14 protein-coding genes are annotated in these 16,247 nt (G+C 38.7%); 2 read left to right on the top strand and 12 right to left on the bottom strand.

Annotation, left to right across the window (positions count from 1 at the left end):
• The first annotated feature begins 7 nt into the window (after positions 1-7).
• On the top strand, positions 8-748 hold the full coding sequence (lptB, locus tag RM549_RS02205; protein ID WP_311680218.1) for an LPS export ABC transporter ATP-binding protein: 741 nt from the start codon (positions 8-10) through the stop codon (positions 746-748).
• 177 nt (positions 749-925) lie between these two features.
• On the opposite strand, the gene RM549_RS02210 is transcribed toward lptB, so the two are convergent.
• The 11 genes from RM549_RS02210 to RM549_RS02260 all read right to left on the bottom strand — a co-directional run bounded on the left by RM549_RS02210 (position 926) and on the right by RM549_RS02260 (position 15,416).
• Positions 926-1,699 carry a CDP-alcohol phosphatidyltransferase family protein gene (locus tag RM549_RS02210; protein ID WP_311680220.1) on the bottom strand — a complete coding sequence of 258 codons (774 nt, stop codon included), beginning with the start codon at positions 1,697-1,699 and terminating at the stop codon, positions 926-928.
• A 188-nt stretch (positions 1,700-1,887) separates the two neighbouring features.
• Entirely contained in the window at positions 1,888-3,474 is a 1,587-nt protein-coding gene (lnt, locus tag RM549_RS02215) for an apolipoprotein N-acyltransferase (RefSeq protein WP_311680222.1), read from the bottom strand.
• Between the two features lie 264 nt (positions 3,475-3,738).
• Positions 3,739-5,130, bottom strand: coding sequence for a sugar transferase (locus tag RM549_RS02220; RefSeq protein WP_311680224.1), 1,392 nt, complete (start codon positions 5,128-5,130; stop codon positions 3,739-3,741).
• 39 nt (positions 5,131-5,169) lie between these two features.
• Complete coding sequence (locus tag RM549_RS02225; RefSeq protein ID WP_311680226.1) at positions 5,170-6,180, bottom strand: glycosyltransferase family 4 protein; 1,011 nt, start codon at positions 6,178-6,180, stop codon at positions 5,170-5,172.
• A gap of 6 nt (positions 6,181-6,186) precedes the next feature.
• Complete coding sequence (locus tag RM549_RS02230; protein ID WP_311680228.1) at positions 6,187-7,200, bottom strand: glycosyltransferase family 4 protein; 1,014 nt, start codon at positions 7,198-7,200, stop codon at positions 6,187-6,189.
• Positions 7,154-8,482: an O-antigen ligase family protein gene (locus RM549_RS02235; protein WP_311680230.1), complete on the bottom strand. Its 1,329-nt coding sequence runs from the start codon at positions 8,480-8,482 to the stop codon at positions 7,154-7,156. Before RM549_RS02235 ends, RM549_RS02230 begins: the two co-directional genes overlap by 47 nt.
• An 82-nt stretch (positions 8,483-8,564) precedes the next feature.
• Complete coding sequence (locus tag RM549_RS02240) at positions 8,565-11,042, bottom strand: glycosyltransferase (RefSeq protein WP_311680232.1); 2,478 nt, start codon at positions 11,040-11,042, stop codon at positions 8,565-8,567.
• Position 11,043: 1 nt separating this feature from the next.
• A complete protein-coding gene (locus RM549_RS02245; RefSeq protein WP_311680233.1) occupies positions 11,044-12,030 on the bottom strand; it encodes a glucosamine inositolphosphorylceramide transferase family protein in 987 nt (328 codons plus the stop codon).
• Complete coding sequence (locus RM549_RS02250) at positions 12,030-12,809, bottom strand: FkbM family methyltransferase (RefSeq protein WP_311680235.1); 780 nt, start codon at positions 12,807-12,809, stop codon at positions 12,030-12,032. Before RM549_RS02250 ends, RM549_RS02245 begins: the two co-directional genes overlap by 1 nt.
• Before the next feature lie 2 nt (positions 12,810-12,811).
• Complete coding sequence (locus RM549_RS02255; RefSeq protein WP_311680237.1) at positions 12,812-13,816, bottom strand: glycosyltransferase family 2 protein; 1,005 nt, start codon at positions 13,814-13,816, stop codon at positions 12,812-12,814.
• Positions 13,817-13,877: 61 nt separating this feature from the next.
• Positions 13,878-15,416, bottom strand: coding sequence for a glycosyltransferase family 2 protein (locus RM549_RS02260; protein WP_311680239.1), 1,539 nt, complete (start codon positions 15,414-15,416; stop codon positions 13,878-13,880).
• A 222-nt stretch (positions 15,417-15,638) separates the two neighbouring features.
• Here RM549_RS02260 and RM549_RS02265 point away from each other — a divergent pair, with 222 nt between their 5' ends.
• Positions 15,639-15,938 (top strand): GIY-YIG nuclease family protein, encoded by a 300-nt coding sequence (locus tag RM549_RS02265; RefSeq protein ID WP_311680241.1) that lies wholly within the window; start codon positions 15,639-15,641, stop codon positions 15,936-15,938.
• Positions 15,939-15,966: 28 nt separating this feature from the next.
• On the opposite strand, the gene RM549_RS02270 is transcribed toward RM549_RS02265, so the two are convergent.
• The gene (locus tag RM549_RS02270) at positions 15,967-16,239 is read right to left on the bottom strand and encodes a hypothetical protein (RefSeq protein ID WP_311680243.1); all 273 of its coding nucleotides are present in this window, start codon (positions 16,237-16,239) and stop codon (positions 15,967-15,969) included.
• Between the last annotated feature and the right edge of the window lie 8 nt (positions 16,240-16,247).

The following is a 16,247-nucleotide window of genomic DNA, read 5'->3' on the forward strand; positions in this document are numbered from 1 at the left end:
ATCAGAAATGAAATTACGCGCCGATAAATTAATTAAATCTTACAAAGGAAGAGCGGTTGTTAAAGGAATTTCCGTGGAAGTAAACCAGGGGGAAATTGTTGGTTTGCTGGGCCCTAACGGGGCGGGAAAGACAACTTCTTTTTATATGATCGTAGGATTAATTAAGCCAAACAGCGGTAATATTTTTTTAGATAAAGCTGATATTACTAAATATCCCATGTACAAACGAGCACAACATGGGATAGGATATCTGGCTCAGGAGGCTTCTGTTTTTAGAAAATTAAGCATCGAAGATAACATTATGAGTGTCCTGGAACTGACTTCTCTTTCCAAAAAAGAGAGGCATTTGAAAATGGAATCACTCATTGAAGAATTTGGTTTGGGTCATATCCGCACAAACCGGGGCGATCTTCTAAGTGGGGGGGAACGCCGGCGTACCGAAATTGCACGGGCGCTTGCCACCGATCCTAAATTTATTCTTTTAGATGAACCTTTCGCCGGTGTAGATCCCGTGGCAGTTGAAGATATCCAGAGGATTGTAGCACAACTGAAGAATAAAAATATCGGAATTTTAATTACAGATCACAACGTACAGGAAACCCTCGCGATCACCGACCGTACATACCTAATGTTTGAAGGGAATATCTTAAAACACGGACAACCCGAAGAACTGGCCGAAGATGAAATGGTAAGAAAAGTGTATTTAGGTAAAAATTTTGAACTTCGGAAGAAGAAGATTTTTGACTAAATCTATTGTCGGTTATCAATTATCAATTATCAATTATCAATTATCAATTATCAATTATCAATTATCAATTATCAAAATATCGGATGTCTGGAACAAGCTCACAAACTCTAATCAAGAAAGTTTTTCACATTCTATCAAATCTTTCCTCTCTCCTCTCCTCTTTTCTCTTTTTCCTTTTCAGTATTCCACTTCCTTCTCCTTCTTCTGATCTCCAAAAATCAGAGACAACAGCACATAACTGATAATTATTACCGGAATAGCAGCAAATTGTAGTAAAATAACGAGAATCAGGCAAAGCATTATAAAGATATATCTGATTTTATTATTCTTAAATGACCAGTCAGAGAATTTTAATGCAAACAATTTCACTTCAGCGTTTAATAAATAACAACTCAATAATGTTAATCCAATTAGGAACCATTCATTTAAAATTAGAGAAGAGACAATTTCTCCCGGCTGAAAGGAAAGAATTAGGGGCAAACTCAAAATAAGCAGTGCATTCGCGGGTGTAGGAAGTCCTATAAAAGAATCGGTTTGCCTGTCGTCTACATTAAATTTTGCAAGTCGGTAAGCAGATGCAAGCGAAATTAAAAGTCCGATTAGCGCCAGATTATTAAAGTTCCATTCCATAAAAGTATCATCCACAACCCATTCAGTAGATATTCCACTACTTGTATTGGGAAGAGCGATATTCAGCATTTGATACATCACAATTCCGGGCACCACACCACTGGTCACAGCATCTGCCAGGGAATCTAACTGAAGTCCAACCTCACTCTTTACATCCAAAACACGGGCTGCCAGACCATCAAAAAAGTCAAAGAAAATCCCCAGTGCGACAAAAACGGCTGCCATTATTAGACTGCCCTGTACAGCAAAAATAACAGCAATACATCCGCTCAGTAAATTTAGAAGTGTGATAATGTTGGGAACGTGCCTTTTAAGATCCATAGAATATTTTATATGAAGATACTAAAGTAAGAATAAAAATGAAGTACTATATTAGAAGTGTCTGTTGTTTGTAGTTATGCTAGTGTACCTCGTCTGAATCTCACCTACAATGGCCAATTCTCAACCGGCATAAGTACACCAAATCTTTCCTTCTCAACTATCTAATCCTTAAATTTTTGGCTTAAAAATCACACCGGCCTTTTTCGCTTATATTTTACCATAGCAAACAGGAAAATAAATAAAGCCAAAAACTGGGCTACACGTGCAATATAATCGCCGTATTCTACATAAAATGTCTTTTTATTGTTCAGAAGCACCTCCGATTTTATGCTTCCGCGTTTTTCATACTCTAAAGTTTGTCCGACATCTCCCAGAGGGTTTATAAAAGCTGAAATCCCGGTATTAGCACTTCTTACTACCGACTTCCGGGTTTCTATTGCTCTTAATTTTGCATAACTCAAATGTTGCTGGTGACCTTGTGTGTCTTCCCACCACGCATCGTTGGTAATAATTGTAAGAAATTCGGCTCCATTCTGGACATAGCCGGTAACATATTCTCCATACACAGATTCATAACATATAATGGGTGCCGTAAAAGCACCATTATCGAGTTTAAATACTTCCCGATCCGGTTGAGTGGTCTTCATAGCCACTGTTCCGCCTAAATCTATCATTACGTCCCCTAAAATGGGTTTTAAAAGACTCTGATAAGGGAAATTTTCGACCCCAACAACCAGTTTTGACTTATGATAGAGCTGGGATTCATCATCACTTATCAAAAATGCCGAATTATAGTCGTCATACCAGTCATTTGGACCTAATTGATTGCTTTGCCGTCGTACCTGACCCGGATCGCTGAAACGCTGATAAAAAGAGACACCCCCCAAAAAATTCAAATTATCGTACTTCTGCACGATTTGTCGGCCGAAGTAAGCTGCTTCAGAATTTTCAAATTCCTGTAACACTGTACCATCTGCAAAAACAGTTTCCGGAGCAACAAGAAGGTCTGTAGATTGCGTTGTTTTCTCCTCAGCTAAATCTGAAAGCAAGCTGGCGATACGAGCGTCGTTAGTGTTATATTTTTCCGTATAAGGATTAATATTTGGTTGAAGCACGACTGCTTCCATAGATCTCTCCGGCATTTCATAGTTGTACCGAATAATATATGAGACTGAAATTGGTATGATAAGAAGAAGTACAGTTTTAAGTATTCCGCGGTAGATGAATGCTTTATCCTGAAATTCACGGTAAAGTAGAACTGCTTTAAAAACAGCAATATTAACCAGCCAGATCCACAATGTACCACCAAAAGTACCGGTATATTCATACCATTGTATCAAATTGTGATATTCCGAAAAACCATTCCCAAGATTTAACCACGGCCAGGAAAAGTCCCAGTTGAGATGAATTTTTTCAAACACGATCCAAATACTGATAAGAAATGAGGAGGCTGCGGTAAAATTGGTTCTCTTAGCTACTACGTGGTAAATGAGAAAAACGATGCTCATAAGGAGCGAATTAGCAAGAATTGCAAAAGCGCCCCCAAAAGGAGTAGAAAAGTAAATCCAGTAGGTGGTTATGATGTTCCAGATAAAAAATGTGAGGTAGGCTACTCCAAAAACTGTCAGTTTGCTGTAACTGGAAAAGTTTCTGATTTTAAATTCCGCAAACAACAAAGGCACAAAAGCAATAAATAAAAAGAACGGAAAACCGTAGGTTGGCCAGCCTATTGCGAGTAAAAATCCGCTTAAAATAGCTAGTAAAATATTTTTCATAACCGTACTTGTATGGTTGAATTTTATTAATGAATCGCCGCTGAAGTTCTGTTGTTAAATAAGATACTTCTAAAGCCACATCAGAAGCATGATATTGTCAGCGCAAATTTAGAGCCAGCTGAATTAACCTGTTACTGAAGTCAAAAATAGTAAACACAATCTTATTCGGGTGGTAACCCAACTGAATTTCTGAAATGGATATCAATAATTCTTCCTATATGATAAACCTTTTTATAAAGAGATTTTCATCCCATTAACTTCCGGTCATTGTCCTCTATAGAATATAATAGTACTAAACGTTTTCAGGAGAATATCAATATCCAGGAATAAGCCCCTGTGCTTAATATAATACAAATCGTATTGAAGCTTTTCCAGACTGTCGGTATGGGAAGTTCCGTAATTGGCCATTACCTGTGCCCAGCCGGTAAGTCCCGGTTTTATAACATGCCGCGTCTCATAAAAAGGAATTGCTTCAGATAATTCTTTCACAAAAACCGGTCTTTCGGGACGGGGGCCAATCATGCTCATTTCTCCCTTAAGCACGTTGAGAAACTGCGGAATTTCATCTATTCTCGAACGCCTGAGAAATTTTCCGAAGGGAGTTATGCGGAGATCATCTTTTTGAGCATATTGCGGACCTGCTAATTCCGCATCGTGCAACATAGTCCGGAATTTCAATATAGTAAAAGGTTTTCCATATTTCCCTATCCTCTCCTGGGAATAAAATAGTTCCCCCCGATTAGCAAGTAAATTCCCAACCAGGATGAAAGGAAGAATTGAGACACCAAAAAATATTCCGACAACTGCAGCAATTATATCAAAAATACGTGAGGAAAGCCTGTAAAACTGATTGGCATTATTCCGGCTAAAGGGAAAATAACGATAAAAATCTTTATCTACTTTATCTACGGGGATCCTCCTGGTTGTTTCCTCGTAAACATGATAATAATCTTTAATTGGAACTCCCCTCATAAGCAACTCATTAAGCTGATTATAAAGAGGTAATATTAAATTTCTTTTGTGTGCATGCGCCACGATAACCTCGTTAATATGGTATTCTTCAACTGCAGAAGACAATTCCTCCACCTTAAACCGGGTCAAACCCTCATAATCAAAATCTGCGTACTCTTTCTCTGTATTAATAAACCCAATGACAGAGTAATTTGGATCAGAATTACGAAGTGTCTCTGCAATTAATTTAATATCAAAAGAATCTCCCACAACCAATACCCTTTTGTAAAATCGCGGCGTGGTAATTAAAGCGATATAGGCATATCTCCAAACCAATAAAATGCCCGCAATAGAAAGAAAAAAGAACAAGATCTGCAAACGATTTTCCGGTAAACTAGGGGTAATAAAAGGAGTTAAAATATAAAATAGTACAGTGAGCGATGTGGTAAGAATGACGTTCTGAAGAACACTATCAAACCTACTGGCTTTCTGAAGGTCGTACAGTTCGAATACGGTAGCAAAAAAATTAAAAAAAACAACAAGAACTACAGTCCAAACCCAATATTGACTATCTATTCTGAAATAGCTAAACTGAAAGATGATACCTACAATACTAAGGGCAAGCAGTACAAAAAAGGTGTCAAAAAGACGCAGAAATATCTTTCGCTCGGAAATTTCAAAATGAAATAGGGGCTTATCAGACATGCGGTAGGTTAATTCGGTAACGCGATAAAGATATAATTTTTAGCATAGCAATTCCAACCAAATCTCTTTAACTCTTTCCCAGTCGAAACCTTCTGCTTTTTGCCGGGCATTAAGAATAAGCCGTCCGGCTTCCTCCGGATTACTGATCAAAAACTGAATTGCCTTAGCAGCTTCCTCTTCATTATTTTCGGTTATAAGAAGTCCCTGCTTCTGATTTTGAACTAAATAAGGAATACCTCCAACATTGGTAGAAACTACCGGCAAACCCAGTGCCATAGCTTCGATTACACTTACCGGTGCATTGTCTGTATTAGATGTGTTTAAAAAAACATCATATCCTGATGCCAGACTATGCCATTCTTCTTTCTGAAGTTTACCGGTAAACTTTACCTGAAGGTTGTGAGCTTCGGCAAAGCTCCTACAGGTTTTTAGATTTCCGTCTTTATCCGGCCCAACCATGCACAATTGCGCATCAGGAAAATCCTTCTGTAAAATCTTCAAAACTTTTAAAGCCAGCATGGGATTATATACTTCTGCAAAAGACCTTACCCAAAGAATTTTTGGCTGAATTTTTTTACGTGAAATGAACCTGTATCGTTTCAGCGGAATAGAATTCGGAATATATTTCAGGTTCTGGAATCCATGCTTCTCAAAAACTTTCATAAAATATTGGGAAGGAGCTACATTGCAAAAAGCTTTTCCGAATAGTTCACGACTAACCATCTCGTTCTCTCTTAATCTCTGTTCCAGGTTTCCACCATGTAAGATAGGTATGTAAGGAAGTCCTAAGTTACGGCAGAGCTTGGCCGAAAGTACGGCATACAAAAAATTTGAGGTGCTATAAGTATCAATTAGTACTAGATCTGAACTTCCGTAGTTTCCTGCAATTGTTCTCATCATATCCAGTAAACGGAAAATCTTATTTCTTTTTGAAGATGCTGTAATTATACTGAAACCTTCTTCTTCTAATAATTCCGAAAGAGTGTCAATCGCGGTAGGTGAGGCTCCGTGTTTCTCCAGCTTATTACCAATGTAGATAAGTCGCTTCATACAGACCTACTTCAACACACGGTTCCAATCTTCTTTTACGGTTTCCCATCCAAAGTTTTCTACCTTTTTCCGGGCTTCTTTACAAATTTCCTTTGTCTTTTGAGTATCTTGAATTAACTCTGAAATAGCTTCTGCCATTGCCTTTTTATCATTTTCAGAAACAAGTATGCCATCCTTTTCATCTTCAATAAGCGCCGGCATACCACCAACATTGGTAGAAACCACAGGAAGACCAAGGCTCATCGCTTCAATAACACTTATTGGAGTATTATCGATGGTGGTGGTATTTATAAAGAAATCATAATCGGATGAAAGTTTTGCCCATTCCTTTTTCTTTAATTTCCCGGTAAAGCGCACGGGAAGGGAATGCTTCCGGACGTAGGATTTACAGGTTTTCATGCTGCCATCCTTTTCGGGGCCAACCATACACAACTCCGCATCGGGATATTCCCTTAAAAGTTCAGTTAAGACTTTTATTGCCAGTAACGGATTATATCTTTTCTGAAATCGTCGCACCCACAAAAGCTTTGGTTTAAATTCCGTACGCTCCTTAAAAGGGTAATTTTCAAGCTCAATAGAATTAGGAACAATTTCAGTATTATCAAATCCCTTTGCTTTAAAAATGTCGTATAAAAATCTGGAAGGCGCAACATTAACTTTTGCTTTTCCAAAAAGACTCTTGCTGTAAGACATAGAGTCTTCCAGTCTTTCGGGTAGGTTACCGCCATGAAGGATTGGAATATATTCCAGACTATAATATTGACACGTTTTTGCTACCAGATAAGCATAATAAAAGTTCATAGCGCCGTAGGTGTCAATAAGAACAACATCTGTAGTTTTCCGGTATTTTGCAACCATTCCCAGCATCTCGATAAGACGCAAGCCTTTATTATTTCTTGTGGATGCGGTTTTTACAATATAGCCTTCCTTTTTCAGCATTTTACTGAAGAAAGAAATATAAGTTGCCGTAAAGCTATTTACCCGCAAGTCGTTTCCTATGTAAAGGATCCTTTTTTTCATCTACAATATATAGTAATGCCAAGCCATACACGAAAGCCGGAAGGGCAATTCGCATGGCAGAATGGTTTATTGTTAAAAACCAAAATGCTAAGAACGCCAAAAAATAATAATTGTTTCTAAATTTTGTCCAAAAGATTATGGGGACAAATATAAGAATTAGGATTGCCACCAGCCCGAGCAGGCCATGTTCAGATAATAATCGGCTAACTTCATTATGAGAAGCCGTTTCTGTTCCCGCTTCTTCAGATCTGAATTCTTTTGCTTTGCCCACCCCAACCCCTATAACAGGATTATAATAAAAGCCTTTTAGTTCGGTAATAATTAGTTCTGCCCTTCCGGTGGTAATATCATCTTCAAGTTTACCCGAGGCATCCCGGTTGGTATATCTATAAGTGATAAGACCCTGGGTTTGTACGGTAATAACAGCCCAGGTAGTAACTACTGCAAACAAGAGCAGCGCCATCTTTTTTATCAACTTGGACTGTGATTTTGAATCCTGCTTTATGTAATAAATAAAGATAAAAGCCAATGCACAAACCAGTGCTGTAAAAACTCCACCTCTGGAAAAGGTAACAATTGCCCGATAACTCATTAGAGTTAGCAGAACCATATCTATTATATTGATCGTTCTGTCTTTGATGGTAAATAGTCGCGTACATACCAAAAAGGCGCCGAGTCCCATTACAGTAGAGATCTGATTAGGCCCATAACCCCCTGAAGCAGCATAATTGGAGTTTGTCCCACTCATAAGCGCCTCACCAATACTTGGGGTATAAAAATAAAGGTATGCCATATTAGCAACCAGTGGCATCAGTAACATCATCAAGACGTAATTGAATTCTACTTTAGAAATTTTCTTATAGTAGCAATATAATGCTGAAACCCCAAGGCAAACTGGTCCACTCAGGTTAAAAGCAATTGCCTTTCTAAAGACAACATCATAGTCTAGCGTAAATGAAGCTACTACAACTCCGGGAAACAATATAAAGAGATATATCCAAAAGGGTACGGTTCTGGAGGAGGTACCTTTATAGAACATGCCAATTAAAAGAAAAAGAATAACAGAATATTTTCCGGTTTCGTAAAAAACCATTCCTCCGTTCATTCTAAAAAAGACCTCCGCACCTGCCATATAAGCCGCTGCCATAAGCGCTTCATTGTTCTTGTTTTCTTTTAATATTACGTACAGGAGAAAACCTCCCAAGATTCCAAAAAGCATAAATTGAGCGGCAGGGCGATAGGCATATACAGCAAACCCCATTAGCACATGGAGAAGCAGCACTTTTAAATAGGATATGTAATTAAGCTTTTGAATATGAAGATCTTTTTCAGGGGCTAATTTACTACTTGTCTGAATTTTACACTCACAACTGACGATAAAATCCTATAACTTTATGAATCACTTTATCTACAGAATAATTTTTACTAACAGAACGGTTTAATGCGTTGGCATCTCTTGCCATTTTTTCCTTATCATGATGATAAGAACAAATAGCATTAGCCAAAGCAGTGGCGTCTTCGGGATCAACAACGAAGCCGTTCTTCTGAACAACCTCAGGAATCTGGCCAACTTTTGTTACTACCACAGGGAGACCTGCCATTGCATACTCCAGCAGAGCCAGAGGCAGTCCTTCAGACCGGGAAGACAATACTCCAAGGTCTGCCGCCATTAAATATTTATAAATATCGTCCTGCTCTTTATATAAATAGATATGATCCTGAACCGGTGATTCTGCAATTTTTTTCTGCAGGTTTTCTGAATAAGTCGTTCCGGGATCACCGCCAATAAGGTGCAGACTTGATGGGAATTGATTACCGAAAATTTCAAAGGCTTCCAGCAGCGTAGCATGATCTTTTTGAGGACGAAAGTTTGCCACACAAATTATTTTGAACTCATTTTCTTCACCTTTAAGCCTGAATTCCGATTGAAACTTTTCTGAAGGAGGAGCAACAAAGTTGTTGATATAAGTAACCCGTGGACAATGAAGATTGTTTACCGCCCACTCCTTTAGATCTGAATTTACTGAAATAATTCCGTCGAAATACCGGGAGAAGAAAGCCAAAGGCTGAAGAGGCCTTTTCTCTAAAAATTCACTATTGCCGTAGTGATCGTGCCATATAAGCTTAATCTGCACCCCTGAAAGTTCTAGCAGACCAGCCAGAAAATATGAAGTGCCATGCGCATGAACAATGTCAATTCTCTCTTTTTCAAGAAAGCTTTTCAGTTTCCAAATTGCAGATAAATCGAGGCTGCTCTTTTTATTCAGAAATAAATAACCGACTTCAGCTCCAATATCTTTTTTGAGCAAACCCTCTTTCCGGGTGCAGCATAAATAAGATCGGTGATAATTTTTACTAAGAGCATTGGCGTAAGCAACGGCCATCTTTTCTGCCCCTCCCGGTCTTAGGGAATCTATTAGTTGAAGGATCCGGAGGGGCTTGGGGATGTCGGTTGTCGGTTGTGGATTTTCGGTTGTGAGTTTTGAGTTGGGGGCTGGCAGTTGTGAGTTGTCGGTTGTGAGTTGTGGAGTATGGTTTGTAGTTCTTCCTTTGGTAGAATTTGGGAGTCTAAATCCCAGGATTTCCTGGATCGCCTTTTCAAATTTCTCTAAAGTATATTGCTGACTCCACTCCTGTGCTGCCAAAGACATTTCCTCTAACTGTCCGGGATTATTTAAAAGGCTGATTATTTCTGCCAAATTGAATTCCGCACTGGACATTAATTTGTTTTCTTCAGAAAAACCTGTTCTCGATACATTTTCAGGAACTGCTCCCGCAGCTTCCTGAAACCACTCGAACTGACGATCTTTCTGCAAATCGTTGAAAAGTCTATTCCTTAGTAAAATCCCTCTTTTTGTAACAGTAGTTTTTTCGAGAGCTCCCCCTTCGGGGGCGGGGGGGGCTCCCAGCATCCATGGCAGACAGCTAACGGGCGTCGCTATCGGGATACAGCCAAAAAACATGGCCTCTGCCACGGCTTTTGGCCAGCCTTCACTCCTTGAAGGCAGTATCAAAAAATGGCAATTTTCGTACTCCGTTTTCAGCTCAGCTAGTTTTTTGTTTCCGTGGAAGGTAACGAAAGCATCCAACTTGTTCGTTTTTACATATTCTTCCAGTTCTTTCCTTAGAATTCCGTCTCCAAAGATGTCCAGGCTCACTTCTACACCTTTTTCCTGAAGTTTTTCTACCAGTTGAATGGCAAATTTGGGATTTTTTCCTTCCACCAGGCTTCCTACAAACATAAACCCATAGGGAGAACTAAAATTATCTTCAATTTTCCTCTTTTCAGTTTCTGAAAAAGAGGCAGTGAAAAAAGGCACAATATTGGCCGATTGGTTTGGCCAATTTCCATATACGAGAACTTTGATATTCCGGCTTAAAAAAGTGTTACTTAAAATTTTCTTCTGAAGTTTATACGTCCACGGCTGCGCAGCTTCAGGATCCCAATTCCCGGCGTATTTTACTGTTTTTGGCTTTTTGGGAAAAAAAATCTGAAGAAAGCATCCAATTAAACTTACATTTCCGGGACAACGAAGGTGAATATGATCTGCTTTACGCATTACCTTCAGTATTCCCCAGATCACCTTCGGCATTTTAACGAGTGATTTTATACTGTTGCCAATATTTGTAAAATTCAGGGCAGGAACCTGGTAGAAGTCAGTTTCAACTTCAGTATAAGAAGTTTCAATGGCAGCGGGAGCACCGGAAATTTTTGGAGCTGTGATTAGTAGTTTATCTACAGATTTCAGCCAGATATCCATCTCTTTTATATAAGGAGCGTAGGAATAGAATTTCCCTTCCTGCTCCTTGTGCAAAATGTAGCTGATAATTCCGAATTTCATATTACTGAAACAGATTGTAAAGATCGGAATATACAAATTTTAAGCTGCGCTTTACCTGGAAGTAGTTTTCCCTGGTCTTGTTGTAATCACCGTCGTAGACCATGTAATATTCTGCACCCACTCTTTGAATGTCCAGTTGATGCATTCCGCGGTTAAACCACTTAATATTTTCCTGCGGACCGAGATATTCCTTTTGCTCCCGGACCAATTCCAGGTGATCGTCTTCATTGGATAACCTAAAAATAGAAACTGCGGAGCCATAGCCATACCTACGATCCTGAATTGGCAAATAATGATTGCCATTAAATTCAAAAAATCTTCCTCCCGGGCGGGTTTCATTTCCCAGCCTACCGGTATAATTCTCTGCTTCTGTCCAGGTGCCGGTAAGAGAATCTGCCGTGAACATATACTGCTGCATGTGATCGTCTACAGCCACAATAAGGTTCAGATCTTCGGATAATAAAAGGGCTGGATCTTTTAAATTTTGGTTTCTTATTAGGGTATCGGTTTTTTGCCAGTTATAAGGAAAATCAACCGACTTATATAAAATCACATTCCCGGTCTGATTAGTTTCCGGAAGCATATAATATTCATTTTTATGCTTAAATACCTGCGGAAATGACAAATGAAAATTTTCATCCAATACAACACCTTTATATTCATAATTTTCTCCTTCAGCTGAAGTAAAAAGAGCTATATCGGCATCGTTTTTCCCCTTTAGCTCAACAAAAAGATAAAAAGTATCCTTTTCCTTTATAAAAAAGGGGTCAGCTATATAATGTCCGCTTTTCTTCAGAAGAATATCCACTTCGGGATACGTAATGATATTCTCCTGGTCGATAATTGGCTTTTTTAGCACCTCATCTGTAAAGGAATATCCCACCGACCATTTACCAACCACAGGGTTAATAAGGGGATATTTATAGTTGATAATACTAATAACAATCAGTATTACGACACCCGAAAATAATAAGAGTTTTTTATTCATTAGGCTTCCTGTAACTGAGGTCCTGCATAGGTAATAATTTCTCCGTCTTCGAAAAATATAGTTTTATATGGATATTCTAACTCTTTGAAAAAAGCTTCCACAGCTATATAAGTATATTCTTCATTAACGAGATGATAACTGGCAATAGCAAAATTAGGTTTAAGGGATCGTATAGTCTCAACAGCTCCCGCCAAAGCTTCTATCTCGGCACCTTCAATATCCATTTTAATAAAATCTAATTTTCGCAAACTTTCCTGTCGCACAAACTCATCTATAGAAGTCACATTAATGGTCTTCTTAACAGAATCCTTTCCTTCGTAATACATGGAGGATCCTACTGTGCCGGCTTCATAAAACTCAACAACATCGCTTTTATTCCATAATCCCTTTTTCTGAAGATTGATATTCCCGGTATCCTGATTTAGAGAAATATTTTGTTGAAAAGTACTTATGTTTTTATTATCAGGCTCAAAGGCATAAACGCTTCCGGCTCCATTTACTTTTCTAGAGTAAATCAACGTTAAGATTCCTTCATTTGCTCCCGCATCTATGACGATGTCTCCCGAAACTACATTATAATATTGTTCATACCGCTTTACGTCTTTTACAATAAAATAGAGTGGAGATAGGCTAAGAATAGACCAACCTTCATTAGCCTTCGTTATATAAAAATCATTCTCTTTTGAAAATGAAAAATCCTTTATTTTTGTATTATAAAATAACAGTTTTATCCTCTCCTGCATTCCTTTGGGAACCAAATCAAAAATTTTTCTGATCATACTCATACTGCTTTATCCTTTGGCTTCTTAAAAATTAAACTCAACCACCCCGTTATTCTACCGATACTTTCTGTAAACGCCTGTTTTCTATTGGAGGTACTTACAGTATTCGAGAGCCTTATTAAAATGAGCAAACCGGTAATCATATGCCACCTTAGGGCTGAATGAGTATTTGGCCTGGGGTATTTCACCCGCCAAACATACCAACCATTTCTCACGACCATTTTTCCATATTTAAACTGGTTTGGTCTTCCATCTTCATCATGAAAATGATATAATCCTGCGGAGGTATTGAGATATAGTTTACCAACCTTTGATAATCTCAGAGTGAAATCGGTATCTTCATAAAGGCCATACCCTTGAAAAAAGGCAGAAAAATTAAAATGGTCAAAAACATCCTTTTTATAAGAGGATACCCCTCCCATAAAAGTTTCAACCTGATAAGTTTTTCCTGATGGCGGCAAAAAGCCCACAGATCTGCCATGCCCTTCCGGAGGCATATCAGTGGGAAAAGTTTCCGGCATCAGGCCTAATTTTTTCCTTAATAAGAATCGCGAGCTATCTCTTCGCGCGTATCCATTTATACTATATTCGTTAGAATTTCCTTCCTCTTCACTTCCAAGTTTCCTCCATTCAACATCATCAATAATATAACCTCCCACTCCCACAGCATCGGGAAAGGCGGTGTATGTGCTCATCAGGTTTTTAAAATAAGAAGGAGTAAGTACAATATCATCGTCCAGAAAGCAGACAATTTCAGAAGATGTGGCTACCTTTTTAATTCCGAAGTTACGCTGTTTTGTGAGTCCGCGATCTTCTTTACTAACCTGAAAATATTCCAAATTCTTGAACTGATTTTGTTGCAGGATCTTTTCGGTTTTCTGATCAGTAGAGCCATCAATTATGAGAATTTGATCAGGATATAATCGCTGCTCCTGTACCGAATGAAGAAGCTTAAGCAAAGCCTGTGGCCGCTGGTAAGTGCAAATGATTAGGGAAAAATTCATTGCTGTAAATATATAGTTTTTGAATTGTCAATTTTCAATGAAAAATAATAGGAGTTAACCGCTACTCTTCCTTCTTTAAAAGTTTTACTGCCCAGGTGTGGCTTTTTTTCCACCTCAACCGCATATTTTTTATATATGCGTAAGGGTTTTTAATTGTTTGTTTCCTGTAAAACTTAATAAAGAGAGAGGTTTTATATCCTCTTATTTGCTCCAGTGTATAATAGTTAATTGCGAACGCCATCACTGTGGGAGAAGGTTTTGGCAGAAGATCTTCCTTTTCCCAGTCCATTACAGGCTTTTGCCTGAATCCTCCCATCGGCGCTTTTAAGTGTTGGATTTCCAGGTAAGGGTGATAAATAATATCACATCCCTCCTTCCTCAACTGCATTCCGTAGTCGGCATCCTCTCCAAAACCATGCTCGTAAACCTCAGAAAATCTGCACTTTTTCGCAAAGGAACTCTTCACTATACTGGTTCCCGCTCCAAAACTCCCCCACTGCTTTATTTTATGGAAAACCGTTTCTTCGCCGGGTTGTTTGCAATTTATATTGATCGCTGAAAACCGATATTTTGTTGCTTCGGAAATAACTTTTTCCAATAAATCGGGCTGCAAACGAATGTCATCATCTGCAAAAAATATCCAGTCTGAAGTCACTTCAGCCAAAGCTATATTTCGTGCATTACAGGCTCCGGTCTGAGGGATGAAATGATGGATGATCTGAAATGGCCATTTTCGGGTATGTAATTCCGGTAATTCTGAAATTGCATCTACCTCCGGATTCTGTTCTACGATAATTGCCATTTTTGGAAGCAGGCTTTGGCGGCTTAGATCCTCCAGCACCTGCAGTAAATACTGAGGTCGTCCCATCGTGGGAATGAGAACATCTATAGAATCGGAGAAATTCCTTGATTCGGATTCCAGGTGGACTTCCGGTAAATCAATTTTTTTCTGAAAATATTTTTCTTTAGAGAAAGACTGCACATACGCCCACAGAGGAAATTTATGCTCGTACTTAAATAAACACCAGAGTAAGATAGTAGTCCAGATGCTGTTATAATTCTGATAAACGAAAGAAAAAAGCTGACTGATAGTAGCTGTAGACCTTAATTCCTGCTCTTTATTTATTCGTACTAATCCGGGATCGCTATAACAAAGCAGACCATTTTGTTGCCCGATTTTTGCCACGGAATTCAGCAGGGAATTGAGGTTTGAAATATTTTCAAAAAGCTCTTTAAACCTCAACAAAACCGCTCCATTTATTCCGCCGACATCATTGCTCATTTGCCAGGTAGGATATTTCACATCTCTATTCACATTTATAAAAGGTAACTGGTCTACATAACCTATACTTTCAGGGAGAAAAGTAGTTTTAACAGCATAGGAAGCCATGACTAAATTGTGATGAAAAATTTTATTCCAATTCTCCAGTGCCACATTCTCATAAAATTCCTCCTCGCACCAGCCAATAATCTCATCGGAGAATTTCTCTGTCAGCTCCCATAAGGCGGCAACGCAATCAGATGATTTCACCTTCAGTTCCTGTTCATTTTTTAGAACACGAACAACGCTTTTACCATTTTTATGTATAAGGAGAATCATTAAGGCGCATTAAATTTCTTCAAAAGTAGTATTTTTAAATACAACTGGTTCAGCACGGCATTGCGATTGCTTCGGCTTCGGCTTCGCAACGGAGCGAAGCAATCTGTTGTGGAGGAGTTACCATCATGTAGAGTGAGTGTGTTTCATGAGATTGCTTCAGTCGCCCTTTCAGGCTCCTTCGCAATGACTGGTCGTATTGATGTAAAAAATATAAATTTAAAGATGAAATTATCTCATGTATACATAATGACAAATAAAAACCACACGGTCTTATACACGGGTGTTACTTCGAATTTGCTCCGAAGAGTATATCAGCATAAAACAAAATTTTACAAAGGTTTCTCCTCCCGGTACAATTGCAATCAATTAGCTTATTATAAGGAATTCACTAATATAAAGGAAGCAATTGCTTATGAAAAGAAATTGAAAGCAGGTAACAGAGCGAGAAAAGAGAATTTGATAAACGAGATGAATCCGGAATGGAAGGATCTTTCGGATGGGTGGGTTTTTGATATTGAATGAGTTGTGACCATCACGTTCGGGATTAACTTTATGAAATTGCTTCAGTCGCTTTTTGAGATTCCTTCGCAATGGTGGTTCCAATTATGTTTCCACTGGCATTGCGAGCAGAATGCAGTGGAGCGAAGCAATCTGTTGTGAAGAAGTTCCCATCTCTTTTGGAGTACATTTTTATAGATTGCGTCGGCCTGTCGGCCTCGCAATGCCGACTACAATCATGATCCCACCGGCATTGCGAGCGGAGTGAAACGAAGCGAAGCAATCTGTTGTGGGGAATTACCATCATGTGAGAACTGTGCTTCATGTGATTGC

It is taken from the genome of Autumnicola patrickiae (assembly GCF_031846525.1).
Classification (GTDB): Bacteria; Bacteroidota; Bacteroidia; order Flavobacteriales; family Flavobacteriaceae; genus Autumnicola; species Autumnicola patrickiae.